Source organism: Arthrobacter sp. NicSoilB8 (genome assembly GCF_019977355.1).
Taxonomy (GTDB): domain Bacteria; phylum Actinomycetota; class Actinomycetes; order Actinomycetales; family Micrococcaceae; genus Arthrobacter.
Map to the genome: position 1 here is coordinate 3,565,419 of NZ_AP024655.1, position 14,893 is coordinate 3,580,311.

14 protein-coding genes are annotated in these 14,893 nt (G+C 67.4%); 3 read left to right on the plus strand and 11 right to left on the minus strand.

Annotation, left to right across the window (positions count from 1 at the left end):
- Positions 1 to 185: 185 nt before the first annotated feature.
- Complete coding sequence (gene ychF / locus LDO15_RS16025; protein ID WP_223980067.1) at positions 186 to 1,271, minus strand: redox-regulated ATPase YchF; 1,086 nt, start codon at positions 1,269 to 1,271, stop codon at positions 186 to 188.
- Positions 1,272 to 1,478: 207 nt separating this feature from the next.
- Between ychF and LDO15_RS16030 the strand changes: the two genes are divergently transcribed.
- Positions 1,479 to 2,717 carry a DNA recombination protein RmuC gene (locus LDO15_RS16030; RefSeq protein WP_223980069.1) on the plus strand — a complete coding sequence of 413 codons (1,239 nt, stop codon included), beginning with the start codon at positions 1,479 to 1,481 and terminating at the stop codon, positions 2,715 to 2,717.
- 97 nt (positions 2,718 to 2,814) lie between these two features.
- On the opposite strand, the gene LDO15_RS16035 is transcribed toward LDO15_RS16030, so the two are convergent.
- On the minus strand, positions 2,815 to 3,903 hold the full coding sequence (locus LDO15_RS16035) for a 4-hydroxy-3-methylbut-2-enyl diphosphate reductase (RefSeq protein ID WP_018773787.1): 1,089 nt from the start codon (positions 3,901 to 3,903) through the stop codon (positions 2,815 to 2,817).
- 9 nt (positions 3,904 to 3,912) lie between these two features.
- Positions 3,913 to 4,773 carry a hypothetical protein gene (locus LDO15_RS16040; RefSeq protein WP_223980071.1) on the minus strand — a complete coding sequence of 287 codons (861 nt, stop codon included), beginning with the start codon at positions 4,771 to 4,773 and terminating at the stop codon, positions 3,913 to 3,915.
- A 257-nt stretch (positions 4,774 to 5,030) separates the two neighbouring features.
- On the opposite strand from LDO15_RS16040, the gene xseA reads away from it, so the two are divergent.
- Together xseA and LDO15_RS16050 are read left to right on the plus strand one after the other, a co-directional pair.
- A complete protein-coding gene (xseA, locus tag LDO15_RS16045) occupies positions 5,031 to 6,317 on the plus strand; it encodes an exodeoxyribonuclease VII large subunit (protein WP_223980073.1) in 1,287 nt (428 codons plus the stop codon).
- A 165-nt stretch (positions 6,318 to 6,482) separates the two neighbouring features.
- Positions 6,483 to 6,713, plus strand: coding sequence for an exodeoxyribonuclease VII small subunit (locus LDO15_RS16050; protein ID WP_223980075.1), 231 nt, complete (start codon positions 6,483 to 6,485; stop codon positions 6,711 to 6,713).
- A gap of 51 nt (positions 6,714 to 6,764) precedes the next feature.
- Here LDO15_RS16050 and LDO15_RS16055 read toward each other — a convergent pair whose 3' ends face one another.
- The 8 genes from LDO15_RS16055 to LDO15_RS16090 all read right to left on the minus strand — a co-directional run bounded on the left by LDO15_RS16055 (position 6,765) and on the right by LDO15_RS16090 (position 14,886).
- Positions 6,765 to 7,619, minus strand: coding sequence for a polyphosphate kinase 2 family protein (locus tag LDO15_RS16055; protein ID WP_223980076.1), 855 nt, complete (start codon positions 7,617 to 7,619; stop codon positions 6,765 to 6,767).
- Between the two features lie 70 nt (positions 7,620 to 7,689).
- A complete protein-coding gene (locus LDO15_RS16060) occupies positions 7,690 to 8,910 on the minus strand; it encodes a pyridoxal phosphate-dependent aminotransferase (RefSeq protein WP_223980077.1) in 1,221 nt (406 codons plus the stop codon).
- A gap of 157 nt (positions 8,911 to 9,067) precedes the next feature.
- Positions 9,068 to 10,033 (minus strand): ABC transporter substrate-binding protein, encoded by a 966-nt coding sequence (locus LDO15_RS16065; RefSeq protein ID WP_223980078.1) that lies wholly within the window; start codon positions 10,031 to 10,033, stop codon positions 9,068 to 9,070.
- Positions 10,030 to 10,776: an ABC transporter permease gene (locus LDO15_RS16070; protein ID WP_223980079.1), complete on the minus strand. Its 747-nt coding sequence runs from the start codon at positions 10,774 to 10,776 to the stop codon at positions 10,030 to 10,032. Before LDO15_RS16070 ends, LDO15_RS16065 begins: the two co-directional genes overlap by 4 nt.
- The gene (locus LDO15_RS16075; protein WP_223980080.1) at positions 10,773 to 11,513 is read right to left on the minus strand and encodes an ABC transporter permease; all 741 of its coding nucleotides are present in this window, start codon (positions 11,511 to 11,513) and stop codon (positions 10,773 to 10,775) included. The genes LDO15_RS16070 and LDO15_RS16075 overlap by 4 nt, the downstream gene beginning before the upstream one ends.
- Positions 11,513 to 12,604 (minus strand): ATP-binding cassette domain-containing protein, encoded by a 1,092-nt coding sequence (locus tag LDO15_RS16080; protein WP_276572926.1) that lies wholly within the window; start codon positions 12,602 to 12,604, stop codon positions 11,513 to 11,515. The genes LDO15_RS16075 and LDO15_RS16080 overlap by 1 nt, the downstream gene beginning before the upstream one ends.
- Positions 12,605 to 12,843: 239 nt before the next feature.
- Positions 12,844 to 13,983, minus strand: coding sequence for a ribosome small subunit-dependent GTPase A (gene rsgA, locus LDO15_RS16085; protein ID WP_223980081.1), 1,140 nt, complete (start codon positions 13,981 to 13,983; stop codon positions 12,844 to 12,846).
- 447 nt (positions 13,984 to 14,430) lie between these two features.
- The gene (locus LDO15_RS16090) at positions 14,431 to 14,886 is read right to left on the minus strand and encodes an NUDIX domain-containing protein (protein ID WP_223980083.1); all 456 of its coding nucleotides are present in this window, start codon (positions 14,884 to 14,886) and stop codon (positions 14,431 to 14,433) included.
- Positions 14,887 to 14,893: the final 7 nt, after the last annotated feature.

Sequence of the window (14,893 nt, forward strand, 5' to 3'; positions counted from 1 at the left end):
AAGTTCGTTACCGAGCTGCAACATTGGACAGGATCCGCAAGAGCAGCTTTACACAAAAACATTGACGGCGGCGTAACAAAAGGATAAAAGATCCGGGCACAGGAAAGGCCCCGATCCGAAAATCAGGGCCCTCCAGTTAATCCCGCATTACTTGGCAGAATTGCCGCACCACCAGGCGGCGGCCGTCAGACGTTGAAGCGGAATTCGACGACGTCGCCGTCGGCCATGATGTATTCCTTGCCTTCGATCCGCACTTTGCCGCGGGCCTTCGCCTCGGCCATGGAGCCGGCCTCGATGAGGTCGTCGAAGGAAACGACCTCGGCCTTAATGAAGCCGCGCTGGAAATCGGAGTGGATCACGCCGGCCGCCTGCGGGGCGGTGTCGCCCCGGCGGATGGTCCAGGCGCGGGTTTCCTTGGGACCGGCCGTGAGGTAGGTCTGCAGCCCGAGGGTGTGGAAGCCGACGCGGGCCAGCTGGTCCAGCCCGGATTCATCCTGCCCGTTCATTTCCAGCATCTCGCGGGCTTCCGCCTCGTCGAGCTCCACCAGGTCGGACTCGAGCTTGGCGTCCAGGAAGATGGAGTCCGCCGGGGCCACGAGGGCACGCAGTTCCGCCTGCTTCTCCGGGCTGCCCAGGATGCCCTCGTCGGCGTTGAAGACGTAGATGAAGGGCTTGGCCGTCAGCAGGCCGAGCTCCTTGAGGTGCTCCATCTCCAGCTTGTCGCTCTTGATGGACGAGAAGATGGTGTCGCCGCGTTCCAGCACGGCCCGGGCCGCCAGGATGGCTGCCAGCTCGGCCGCCTCGCGCTTCTTGATCTTGACTTCTTTTTCGATCCTGGGGATCGCCTTTTCGATGGTCTGCAGATCGGCCAGGATCAGCTCGGTGTTGATCGTCTCCATGTCGGAGCGGGGATCGACCTTGCCGTCGACGTGGATGACGTCCGGGTCATCGAACACGCGGACAACCTGCGCGATGGCCTCGGCCTCGCGGATGTTGGCGAGGAACTGGTTGCCCAGGCCTTCGCCAACGGATGCGCCTTTGACGATGCCGGCGATGTCCACGAAGGACACGGCGGCCGGCAGCAGGCGCTGGGAGCCGAAGATGCCCGCCAGCTTTTCAAGCCGGGCATCCGGCAGGTTCACGACGCCGATGTTGGGCTCGATCGTGGCGAACGGGTAGTTCGCCGCGAGGACCTGGTTGCGGGTCAGTGCGTTGAAAAGGGTTGATTTGCCGACGTTGGGCAGTCCGACGATGCCAATAGTAAGTGCCACGAACATATATTCTACCCGCCCGGGCCGGTGATCGTGGCGGCGGCCGGCACGAGCACCGCAGCGGACGCCGGTGCTGCCGCCGGCCGGCGCCATGGCCGCCGCCATGCGGGCGTCCGTGCGGCCGCCCTCAGAACATGGTGGAGCCAGTTCCGGGGCCTTCCGGGCGTCGAAACCAAAAGTGTCACAGGTGCATGCCACAGTGAAGTCATGGATGCTTTCGCACTGATTCTTGCCCTGTTCATGCTGCTGTTGGGCGCCGTTGCGGGCGCCGCGGCTGTCTACGTCCCGCTCCGCCGGCGCTACCTCGCCGTGGAAGAGGACTTCGACGGCGTCTCGGCGCGCCTGTCTGAGGTCAGCTCGCAGTTCGCCGCCGCCGACGCCGAGCGGCGCCTTCTGGCTGCCCAGAACAGGGAACTGGGCGAATCCCGGAACCAGGACGGCAGTGTGCTCCGTGCGCTGGCACCGGTGGCCGAAAAGCTCACGGCCGTGCAGCAGCAGGTCGCCCTGCTGGAGCGCGACAGGCTCGAGCAGTACGGCCAGCTGGCCCAGCAGCTGCAGGAGGCCCGCCTGTCCGATGAGCAGCTGCTGCGGTCCACGCATGCGCTGGAATCTGCCCTGCGCTCCAACAGCGCCCGCGGCCAGTGGGGCGAGGTCCAGCTGCGCCGGGTGGTCGAAGCGGCAGGCATGCTGCGGCACGTTGACTTCCACGAACAGGTCCACAGCGGACAGTCCCACAGCTCCGGACCCGACGGCAGCCTCCGGCCCGACCTCGTGGTGCAGCTGCCCGGCGACAAGCAGCTGGTCGTCGATGCAAAAGTGCCGCTGGCTGCCTATCTGGCTGCCCAGGAGCTCGGCGCGTCCGCTCCGGGCCGGCAGGCCTCGCCGCTGCCCGGCAGCCAGCAGGCGCACCTTGCCGCCCATGCCAAGGCCCTGAAGGCCCATGTGGATGCGCTGGGCAGCAAGAAGTACTGGGACATCCCCGGCAACTCGCCGGAGCTGGTGGTCTGCTTCCTGCCGGCGGAGTCCATTCTGGCCGCCGCCCTGTCGGCGGACCCGGCGCTGCTGGACTATGCCCTGTCCAAGAATGTGGTCCTGGCCTCGCCCGGGACCTTGCTGGCTGTACTGAAGTCCGTGGCGTTCACCTGGCGGCAGGACGTGCTGACCGACAGTGCCCGCGAACTCTTCGAACTTGCGCGGCAGCTCTACGACCGGATGGGCACGCTCGGCGAGAACGTCACCAAGCTGGGGTCCTCGCTGAAGACCTCGGTGGAGCGGTATAACTCCATGGTTGGCACCCTTGAGGCCCGGGTCCTGCCCACCGCCAGGAAGCTGAACGCCCTCGAAGCCGCGGGCCTGGCGACTCCCCCCGCCGTCGAGGTCACGCCGCGGGCGGTTGCGGCCCCGGAACTGCAGTCCCGTGACGAGTCGGAAGAGTCGGCGGCTTAGGACTTGCGGCGTCCAGGACGGCGCAGTGCTTAGGACTGCGCCGTGCCTAGGACTGTTCCGTGCCTAGGACTGTTCCGTTCCTAGGACTGTTCGGTGCCTAGGACTGTTCGGGGCGGGTGCCGCGGCCGCCGAGGGCGCGGGTGACGTCGCCGGCCTGCTTCAGGGTGGCCCGAAGCTCCTTCGGCAGGGAGAACAGGAGGTCTTCCTCCGCCGTAACGACCTCCTCCACCGATCCGTAGCCGTAGTCGGCCAGGAGCCGCAGCACGTCTTTGACGAGCACTTCGGGAACTGAAGCCCCCGAGGTCACGCCCACCGTGGCGACGCCCTCGAACCAGGTCTCGTCGACCTCGTTGGCGAAGTCGACCCGGTAGGAGGCCTTGGCGCCGTATTCCAGCGCGACCTCCACGAGGCGGACAGAGTTCGACGAGTTGGCCGAGCCCACCACGATCACGAGGTCCGCCTGGGGTGAGATCTTCTTGATGGCCACCTGGCGGTTCGTGGTGGCGTAGCAGATGTCGTCGCTGGGCGGATCCTGCAAGGTGGGGAACCGCTCCTTGAGGAGGCGGACGGTCTCCATGGTCTCGTCCACGCTGAGCGTGGTCTGCGAGAGCCAAATGACCTTCTCCGGGTCACGGACGGTGACCTTGTCCACCTCATGCGGGCCGTTGATGATTTGGATGTGCTCCGGCGCCTCACCGGCGGTGCCTTCGACTTCCTCGTGGCCGTCGTGGCCGATCAGCAGGATATCGAAATCATCCTTGGCGAACCGGACGGCCTCGCGGTGCACCTTGGTGACCAGCGGGCAGGTCGCGTCGATGGTGCGCAGGCCGCGGTCCTCGGCGGACTGGACGACGGCGGGCGAGACGCCGTGCGCGGAAAAGATCACGAGGGCGCCCTCGGGGACCTCGTCGGTTTCGTCGACGAAGATAGCGCCCTTCTCCTCCAGGGAGCTGACCACGTGGACGTTGTGCACGATCTGCTTGCGGACGTAGACGGGCGGTCCATAGTGCTCCAAGGCTTTTTCCACCGCGATGACCGCCCGGTCGACGCCGGCGCAATAGCCGCGCGGGGCTGCCAGCAGGACTTTTTTGGGACCGGCGACCGGGGCAGCCGCCAGGACATCTTCCGGTGAACGCCGCCGGCGCGGGACGGATGGCATCGGAACGGAAACAGCGGTGGTGGTCATGCTCCCATGCTACCGGTGTTCAAAGTTGCCCCGTTTGCGGCCGCCGGCAACGCGGACAGCAAGCCCGGTGGCCAGCAGGGCCGCACCTGCCACGGCGGCGGCAACAATCCACTGGCCGAAGCTGGCCGAGCATGCCGCGACAAACTCATTCTTGAAGAGCTCTGCCACATCGTTGCCGCTCGAGGTCGCGGCGATGGCGGCGCCGGCGGCGTCACTGGCCAGTTTCCACGCCCCGGCGAGCACCAGCGCTCCTGCGCCTATGCCGGCCAGGACGGTCCACCGGCGTCGGGCCGCAACGAATGCCAGCACGAAGGCGATGCCGGCGCCGACGGCGACGGCGTAGCCCATCGGGGCGTAGACGGTGACCCGTTCGATCAGCTGGCGCTGGTCGGACTGCCCAATCTGGATCAGCACCTGGCCGGGGGCTTCCAGTGGAAGGGTGGTCGCGGCGGAAACCTGCTTCGCCACAAGTCCCACGAGGGGTGCGACATCCAAAGTGAGCGAGGAGGTGCCGTCGGCTTCCGGCGGCAGCGTACTGGGGTCCGAGAACGTGAGGCGGTGGCTCCTGCGCAAGGTTTCGGCCCACGCGTCGGAGTAGCCGGGCAATCCGGTGAGCGACTGTGCCGCGTTGTCCAGGACCGGCCGGGCAAGTTCTTTGAGGAAATCGGGGATGTTGGCGCCGGAGGCAACGCTGTCCACGGCTGCCGTCGCCAGCCGCTGCTGGAACGCGGGATCCTTGCCCAGCGGCGCGGTCAGGGCCACGAAGCCGTCTTCCTGGACGATGTTCCGGTCCGCCCACATGGCTGGAACGGCGACGGCGGCCATCAAGAGCCCGACAAGTACGGCGGCGGCGGAGACAAAAGTGCGCAAGGGATTCCTAGGAGGTCGTTGGGATGCCTCCCATCCTATGGCGGGTCCGGGCATGGCCATAAAGTCGGCGCCCGGTGGTAGAGCTATGGATAGAGTTGAAAGAGACAACTTCCGGCTGCCGGCCGGCCCTCCCCGCCGGGGAGCGGACCGCCGGGAGTCTCCCTCTCATAAGGGCACGCAGCAAAGGAAACGCACGCATATGCACAGGGCTCGCCACAAGGCACTCCACGAGGCACTCTCCGCCGCGGAGCCCCCGCGTGCCTGAGGACGCGGCGGCGGCCACGACGCTACCGGCTACTGCGGCCCAAACCAGCCCGGACAACCCCTGGCCGCTGCAGCTGCTGTCCCAGAAGCTCAAGATGCATATCGACCGCGCGCCCTCGGCCTGGGTCGAGGGCCAGGTGATCGAGCTGAACCGGCGCGGCAGCAACGCCTACCTGACGCTGCGGGACATCGACGCCGAGATCTCGCTGCCGGCGTCGGTCTGGACCACCGTCCTGGACCGCCAGGATGCTCCGCTGGAACGCGGTTCCCGGGTTGTGGCACTGATCAAGGCCGAATTCTGGCTCAAGACGGGCCGGCTCAACATGTCCGTGAAGGACATCCGTCCCGTCGGGCTCGGCGACCTCCTGGCGCGGATCGAGCGGCTGCGCCAGGCCCTCGCCGCCGAAGGGCTCTTTGCCGACTCGCGCAAGAAACGGCTCCCCCTGCTCCCGCACCGGATCGGCCTGATCACCGGACGCGACTCCGATGCCAAGAAGGACGTGCTGCGCAACGCTGCCCTGCGCTGGCCGGCCGTCGAATTCGAGATCCGCGAGGTGGCGGTCCAGGGCAACACCGCCGTGGCCCAGGTGATCGCGGCGTTGCGGGAACTCGACGCCCACCCCGTGGTCGACGTCATCGTCATTGCCCGCGGCGGAGGCGCCCTCGAGGACCTGCTGCCGTTCAGCAACGAGGAGCTTATCCGGGCGGTCGCGGACGCGTCCACCCCCGTGGTGAGCGCGATCGGGCATGAGGCGGACCGGCCGATCCTGGACGACGTTGCCGACCTCAGGGCTTCAACGCCCACCGACGCCGCGAAGAGGATTGTCCCGGATGTCGCCGAGGAGCTCACCCGGGTCCGGCAGGCGCGGGATCAGCTCCGGCGCGGCGTCACCCGGCTCGTGGAACGGGAGGTCGACCGTCTGGCGTCCCTGCGTTCCCGCCCGGTGCTGCTGTCCCCCGACGTCATGATCACCCAGCGCCACGACGACGTCGAGCGGCTCAAAGTCCGCTCGCACGCCGCCATCAGCACCGCCGTGGTGCGGGCCGCGGACCAGCTGGTCCACCTCAAGGCCCAGGTGCGCGCACTCTCTCCGCAGAAGACGCTGGACCGCGGCTACGCTGTGGTCCAGCTCGCCGACGCCGGAAGCGCGCCGGGGGCCCGCCGCGACGTGGTGCGGCACCCGTCGCAGGCACCGGCCGGCACGGACCTCACGGTTCGGGTGGCCGGCGGACGGTTCGCCGCGCAGTCCACCGGTAGCCCGGAGCCGGCCGAGGAGTGACCCGGCGCCCGGTCCTGGGTCCACTCCACACCGCATCACACCACACCACCTAGAACGCCAGCATCCCAAGAACCACGCGCGGCACCAGCCACCGCCGACACAGACATAGCCACACCAGACACAGCCACACCAGACACAGCCCAGACACAACTTAGGAGCACCCCCATGGCAGCAGAATCATCTCCGAACCCCGACATTGAGGCTCTCAGCTACGAGGACGCCCGCGAGCAACTGGTCGGCGTGGTCAGCAGGCTGGAGGCTGGCGGGGCCAGCCTGGAGGAATCGCTCGCGCTGTGGGAACGCGGCGAGGCACTGGCCAAGCGCTGCGAACAGTGGCTGGAAGGCGCCCGCAAGCGGCTCGCCGCGGCCCGGGACCAGGCGGCGGACGAGGGCTAGGAACCGGCCCTTCACGGCCCGCCTGTCAGAGAGCCCGTCAGAGAGTGAAGCTCAAGACCGCAGCACCAGTTCGCGTTCCAAGTCGACGTCGAGATCCGGAACCGGCCATTGCAGCTTCAGGCTCTCCAGCGCTTCCAGGAGGAGCTGCTGCACGGCGATCCGCGCGTACCACTTCTTGTTGGCCGGCACGACGTGCCATGGCGCCAGCTCGGTGCTGGTCTTGTCGAAGGCCTTCTGGTAAGCATCCATGTAGTCCGCCCAGAAAGCCCGTTCCTTCAGGTCCGTGCTGCTGTACTTCCAGAGTTTGGCGGGGTCGTCCAGCCGGGACAGGAGCCGTTCCTTTTGCTCGTCTCGGCTGATGTGCAGCATGACCTTGACGATCTTGGTCCCGGCGCTCGTCTGCCGGGCCTCGAACTCGTTGATGGCCCGGTAGCGGCGCTCCAGTTCCTCGGGGCTGGCCCAGCGGTGGACGCGGTGAATCAGGACGTCCTCGTAATGGGAGCGGTCAAAGACCCCCACCATCCCGGCCGCCGGCACTTCCTTCTCGATCCGCCACAGAAAGTCGTACGACTTTTCCTCCGCAGTCGGCGCCTTGAAGGACTTCAGCTGGACTCCGTGCGGATTCATGGCGCCCATGACGTGGGTGACGATTCCGCCCTTGCCGGCGGTGTCCATGGCCTGCAGGATCAGCAGGATCCGTTTGGTCCCGCCGAACCGGGACTCGGCGAAGAGCTGCTCCTGGAGCTGGGCGAGTTTGTCGTCCAGCGCGTCCAGCAGCTGCTCGCCGTCGGGCTTGTCGCCGTCGTAGCCGGGCGTCGAGCCCGGGTCCAGGTCCTTCAGGCTGAAGCCCTTCCCGACCTTCAGGAGTTTCGAGGGGTGGTCATCGAATGTCGCGGTGCCTGCCATCAATGCCTCTTTCCGGTTGCCGCAGCCGTGGCCCGCGGGGCGAGCGCCCCGTTGCGCTGCTGACCGAAGCCTAGTTCCCCTTGTACCGGCTCAGGAAGTCCGCCATCCGGTTGATCGCTTCTTCGAGGTCCTTGACGTTGGGCAGCGTCACCATCCGGAAATGGTCCGGCCGCACCCAGTTGAACGCGCGGCCGTGGGAGAGGAGGATCTTCTGCTCGCGGAGCAGGTCCAGGACGAATTTCTCGTCGTCGCGGATGTGATACACCTCAGGATCCAGCCGCGGGAAAAGGTACATGGCACCGCGGGCCTGCTGCGTGCTGACACCGGGGATGGCGTTGAGCATGTCGTAGGCCTTGTTCCGTTGTTCCAGGAGCCGTCCGCCGGGCAGGATGAGGTCGTTGATGCTCTGGTAGCCGCCGAGGGCGGTCTGGATGGCATGCTGGGCCGGCACGTTGGCGCAGAGGCGCATGTTGGCCAGCAGGTTGATGCCCTCGAGGTAGTCCGCGGCGTCCTTCTTCGGCCCGGAGATGGCCATCCAGCCGGCCCGGAATCCGCAGACCCGGTAGGCCTTGGAGAGCCCGCTGAAGGTCAGGCACAGGACATCGTCGCCCGTGAGCGCGGCGAGATTTACGTGGACCGCGTCTTCGTAGAGGATCTTCTCGTAGATTTCGTCGGCGAAGAGCACGAGGCCGTGCTTCTCGGCGAGGGCCACGATCTTCTTCAGCGTCGCCTCCGGATACACCGCACCGGTGGGGTTGTTGGGGTTGATGACCACGATGCCCTTGGTGCGCGGGGTGATTTTCGCTTCCAGGTCCTCGAGGTCGGGCTGCCAGCCGGATTCCTCGTCGCAGAGGTAGTGCACGGGCTTTCCGCTGGCCAGGGCAACGGAGGCAGTCCACAGCGGGTAGTCCGGGGTGGGGATCAGGACCTCGTCGCCGTCGTTGAGCAGGGCCATGAGCGACATCGTGATCAGTTCGCTGACGCCGTTGCCGAGGTAGATGTCATCCACGTGGATGTTCTGGATCCCGCGGGTCTGGTAGTACTGCGAGACTGCGGTGCGGGCAGAGAAAATGCCGCGGGAGTCGCTGTAGCCCTGGGCATGCGGCAGGTGGCGGATCATGTCCACCAGGATCGCGTCCGGCGCTTCAAACCCGAAGGGGGCCGGGTTTCCGATGTTCAGTTTGAGGATCCGGTGACCCTCCGCCTCCATCTGCTGGGCGGCCTGAAGAATCGGTCCACGGATGTCGTAAAGGACATTATGAAGCTTGGTGGACTGCTTGAAATCTGCCATTCATCAAATATGCCATATGGAGGATGTACTTCCGCTGAGACATGACTCACACGCGGACCGGGCAGTAACAAGGACGCCGGCGGCCGGGCTGTGTGCCCGGCCGCCGGCGCGGCCCACGTATTGCTGACGCGTCAGTGACGCATCAGGGAAGTGCCAGCTACTGCTTGACGATGCCTTTCTCCTTCAGCCACGCGTCGGCGGCATCTTTCGGGTTCTGCTTCTGGCTGCCGCTGACCGCACGGTTGAGGTTGATGAGGTCTTCCGTGGTCAGGACCTTCGACACGGCGTTGAGGGCTTCCTTTGCCTTGTCCGTCATCTTCGCCGTGTTGTACAGGGGCAGGACCTGCTGGGCGATGAAGTTGTTCTTCGGGTCCTCCAGGACCACGAGGTCGTTGTCCGGGATGGACGGGGTGGTGGTGTAGATGTCCGCGACCTGGACCTGGTCCGAGAGCAGGGCCTTGAGCGTGACGGCGCCGCCGCCGTCGCTGAACGGCTCCAGTTTCTTGGGCACGCAGTTGTAGTTCTTCGCCAGGCCGGGCAGGCCGTAGGCGCGCTCGGCGAAGGTCGCCGGGGCGCCGATGACGAGGTCTCCGCAGACCTTGGCCATGTCTTCGATGGACTTGAGCTGGTACTTCTCGGCCGTGGCCTTGGTGACCACCATGGCGTCCTTATCCTCGGCCTTGGAGGCGTCCAGCACCGCCAGGCCCTGCGGCAGCTTGGTCGGGAGCGCCTTGGCGATGTCCTCGGCGGAAACCTCGGTGGCGTCCTTGTTCACGTGCAGCAGCAGGTTGCCGCTGTAGTCGGGAACGACGTCCACCGAGCCGTCCTGGACTGCCTTGAAGTAGACCTCGCGCGAGCCGATGTTCGGCTTGGTGCTGGCCGTGACGCCGGCGGCGTTCAGGGCGCCGGCGTAGACCTCGGCCATGATCTGGCTCTCGGGGAAATCAGCGGAGCCGATCACCAGGGCGCCGCCTGAACCGGATGCGGCGCCGCTGCTGGCCGGAGCCGAGCTCAGCGGGTTGGATGAGCCTCCGCAGGCGGAGAGGGCCAGGGCCAGGCCCACGCCGGCGGCCAGGCCGCCGAATGCGCGCCTGCCGAGGGCTCTTTGGCGGGATTCCTTCATGACGTACCTCCTTGAACAACAGTCTCCACGAGTGCGGGGTCTGTGAGATCAACCGCAGCCTGCTGGCTGCGGTTCGGCTGGGAAGAGGCGCCCCGTGACAGGAACAGCCTCTGGATTAGGGCAAGGACAAGGTCGACGCTGATCGCGAGGGCCGCGATCAGCAGGGAACCGCCCAGCATTTGCGGGAAGTCGGAAAGCACGAGCCCGTCGAACAGGTAGCGGCCCAGGCCGCCCAGGTTGATGTAGGCAACCACCGAGACGGTGGCGATCACCTGGAGCACCCCGGTCCGGAACCCGCCGTACATGACGGGCAGCGCGTTGGGGAATTCCGCGCGGAACAGCACCTGCATCTCGGTCATGCCCATCGCCCGGGCGGCGTCCACCACGTTCCGGTCGACGCTGGAGATCCCGGCGTAGGTACCGGCCAGCAGGGGCGGGACCGTCAAGATCACGAGGGCCCAGATCGGCGGCATCAGCCCGATGCCGGCCACCAGGACGAACAAGGTGAGCAGGCCGAGGGTCGGCAGGGCGCGCAGCGCGCCGGCCCCCGCCACGACCGCCACCCGCCCGCGGCCGGTGTGCCCCACGAACAGGCCCACCGGCACGGCGATCGCGATGGCGATCACCATCACCAGGCCCGTGTAGAGCAGGTGCTCCGCCAGCCGCACCGGAATCCCGGCGCTGCCGGACCAGTTCGCAGGATCGGCGAGCCAGGCAAAGGTGTCCGTGACGACATTGTTCATGCGTTGCCCCCTCCGGTCTTGGGGCGCGAAAGCCGCAGTGCCGCGGCAGCGGCACCGGCCTTCTCCGGGCCGGCGCCGGCGCCGGTGCCGGCACCCGTGGTCCCCGCGGCGCGGGTCCAGGGGGTCAGCAACCGTTCGAGCAGGACCAGGACGGCGTCCATCAGCAGCGCGAGGATCAGGATGGCGATGATGCCCACCACCACCTCGGTGACGAAATCACGTTGCAGGCCGGAGGTGAAGAGCATTCCGAGGTTGCCGATGCCGAGCAGGGCCGCGACACTGACCAGCGAGATGTTGCTGACCGAGACCACACGCAGTCCGGCAAAAAGCACCGGCAGGGACAGCGGCAGGTCGATCTGCATGAAGCGGGCGAAGGGTTTGAAACCCATGGCGACGGCGGCCTGCCGGAGGTCCTCGTCCACCGAGTCGAAGGCATCCAGTGTGGCGCGCACGAGGAGGGCGACGGCGTAGATGGTCAGGGCCACGACGACGTTGACAGGATCCAAAATCCGCGTTCCGAGGATGGTCGGCAGGATGATGAAAAGCGCCAGGGACGGGATCGTGTAGAGCAGTGAAGATGCTGTCAGGACGCCGGAGCGGAGCACGCGGCTCTGTCGGGCGGCCTGGGCCAGCGGGATGGCAATGAGAACCCCGAACACCATCGGCAGGATGGCCAGGACCAGGTGCTGGCCGGCGAGGGTGAAGACCTCCGTACGGTTGGCCAGGAACCACTCCATTAGAGCACTCCGTGCCGGACGTTGCGGTCCGACTCGATAACGGCGAGGACTTCGGCGGCGGCGATAACCCCGGCCGCCCGGCCGTCGTCGTCCACGGCGACGCCAAGGCCCGACGGCGAGGACAGTGCCGCGTCCAGGGCGCGGCGGAGCGTGTCCCCCTTGCGGAAGAGGGAGCCGCCGGGAACCATCGCGGTGCCGGCCCCGGGCCCCGCCCAGCCAAGGGGACGGAGCGCGTCGTCGACAACCAGCTGCCAGTCGTCGGAGCCGCCCTGCTCCCGGAGCTGTTCGGGAGTGACCGTGCGGACGGGGTGGATGGTGACGCCGTCGGACGGGCTGAAGCCCAGGTGCCGGAAGCCGCGGTCCCGGCCCACGAAGGAGGCCACGAAGTCGGTGGCGGGCGCGCGCAGGATCTCTTCCGGGGCGGCGTACTGCGCCAGCTTGCCGCCGAGGGCGAACACGGCCACCTTGTCCCCCAGCACAGTGGCCTCGTCAATGTCGTGGGTGACAAAGACGATGGTCTTGGCGAGGTCGCGCTGGAGCCGGAGAAGCTCCTGCTGGAGTTCGTCGCGGACCACGGGGTCCACGGCGCTGAAGGGTTCGTCCATGAGCAGTACGGGAGGATCGGCGGCGAGTGCCCGGGCCACGCCGACGCGCTGCTGCTGGCCGCCCGAAAGCTGCGACGGGTACCGTTTGCCGAGCGACGGGGCCAGCCCGACGACGTCGAGCAGCTCTTCCGCGCGCTTGCGGGCATCGGCTTTGGACACCCCGTTGAGCCGGGGGACGGTGGCGATGTTGTCCAGCACGGAGCGGTGCGGCATCAGGCCGGAGGACTGCATGACGTAGCCCATGGAACGCCGCAGCTGGGCGGCCGGCACGGAGGTGACGTCGGCCCCGCCTACGGTGATGATGCCGGACGTGGGCTCGACCATGCGGTTGATCATCCGCAGGGAGGTGGTCTTCCCGCAGCCGGAGGGGCCAACGAAGACCGTGATGGCGCCCTTATCGATGGACATGGTCAGCCCGTCAACGGCGGGCTGGCCGCCCTGGTACTGCTTTGTGACGTTTTGGAACTCGATCATGGCTTCGGCCATTTCCGGGCTTACCTAACTGTTGGCGGCGACAAAAAGTGACCAGCCGACTGTTCGTCAGTGTGCTGGCCATGGAGCAGTTAGCACTTAGCGTAGCGAGCACTCATGACAAAGTCATGGAAATGCAGTCAGCGGCGCCGCGGCTCCCCAAAGGCTTCGGAAGCACGACGATTTCGGATGGGTGGCGCACCGGAGAGGTTCCGGCGCACCACCCGGACCGTCGTAACAGGCCGCGGCGGGCTTCAGCGGGAGCGGCGCCGGCCGCCCCTGGAACCACTCTTGCCACCGCCGTTCTCCCGCGCGTTCTCGTGGCTGTCCCGTTCGGCCGACCGCTGGCTCTTGCCCGCCACCGCGATCTTCTGGTGCCACTCGCGCTGGTAGGCCCGCCGGGCCGCGGCGTCATGGCGGCGGGCCAGTGCGGCGAGTTCTCGCTGCAGCTTCAGGTAGCTGGCCCACCGGCGGTCATCGAGGACGCCGTCGGCGAGCGCGGCCTGGACGGCGCAGCCTGGCTCCCGGTCGTGCGCGCAATCCGAAAAGCGGCATTGAGCGAAGAGTTCCTCGAGGTCGCCGAACATCTCCCCCATGCCGTCCTCGGCGTCGAAAACCCCGAAGCCGCGCACACCCGGAGTGTCCATCAGGACGGCGCCGCCGGGAAGGGGAACGAGCTCGCGGGACGTGGTGGTGTGCCGGCCCTTGCCGTCGCCCGCGCGCACCGCCCCGGTCTCCTGGGCCGCAACGCCGGCGAGGGCGTTGATGAGTGTGGATTTCCCGGCGCCCGAAGGACCGAGCAGCACCAGGGTTCCGCCGGGCGGCAGATGACCCAGCAGTTCGTCGAGTCCGTCGCCGTGCTCGGCCGAGGTGGTGACGACGGCGACGCCGGCCGCCTGGCGCACCACCGTGCCGACGACGTCGTCGGCGACGTCTGCGAGGTCCGCCTTCGTGATGATCACCAGCGGCGCGGCTCCCGAGTCCCAGGCCGCGACCAGCGTCCGCTCCAGCCGGTTGTGCGTGAGCGGACGGTCCACCGGGACGACGATGCCCACGACGTCCATGTTGGCGCCGAGGACCTGCGCGTCGGAGGAGGACTCGAAGGCCCGCTTGCGGCTCAGCTCGGAATGGCGCGGCAGGACACCCGCGATGGCGGGCTCCCCCGCCGCGTTCAGTCCCAGCCAGACCCAGTCCCCGGTGGCCGGAAGCTCCCCGCCGCGCGGGTAGGGCACATGGGACGTCCCGTCACCGTCGGCCACCAGGACGAGGTTTCGGTCCACCCGGATGACGCGGCCCGGACGGCGGCCTCCCGGCACGGGAGCGGCCGCGAACCGCTCCGCGATGCCTGCCGTGAAGCCGTAGCGGACAGGCCCCTCGAGGGTGGCTTCGGGCATGGGACCGGGTCTGTGGGACTGAACAGGCGCGGATGAATGGAGCACAGGCGGGGTGGTCTGGAGGGCGCCGCGGGCGCCCGGGATTGCAGCATGATTTGTCAACGAAAAACCCTTTGATGGGGCCCCGTGGCGCGGCGCGAAAGCGTGCCGGCGGCGTAGGATGCCGCGCATGCGTGGAGGCTAGCGCTGGATGGCTAGGCCGCGCATGCGTGGAGGCTAGCGCTGGATGGCTAGGCCGCGCATGCGTGGAGGCTAGCGCTGGATGGCTAGGCCGCGCCGCGGGACGGGACAGGAATAATGACATGGCTTGTATCGGTGCGCTGCGCGCTCAGAAATATCGCATTCATTGCTTCCACCTCCCCGTCGTTTGTCCGTTGCTTGATTCCGCAGGGGCTGGTCCCGGCGGCTCCTACAGAATAGCCAAGCGGCCGGCGCCTGGCTAGGGAATTAGCCGGAAAGTTTTCCGTCCAGCGGCCTCTCCCGGAACAGGCGCAGTCCGGCATCCACCAGCGAGACCCGGTTCAGCTCCGCCACCGCGTCCAGCGGGATCCAGGCCGCGTGGGTGGTGCTCCCGTTGATTTCGTGGCGCAGTTCCCCGCCCGTGATGGTGGCCTCGTAGACGAGCCGGAGCGACTGGAAGTCCCGCTCACCGCCGTCGAGCCTGACCTCGGAAGGCCAGTGCCCGACGTCGATCCCCAGCATGGCGCCGATCTCGGCGTCGTAGCCGGTTTCCTCGTGGATCTCGCGGCGGCACCCGTCCACCGGGTGTTCGGCCAGGTCAAGGCCGCCGCCGGGAAGCGTCCAGCCTTCGCGTCCGTCCTGTTTCCAGTACGCCAGGAGGATCTCGGCATCGCGGATGATGACCGCGTAGGCGGCGGGCCTGGTATCGAATTGCATGCTCATCCCTCCA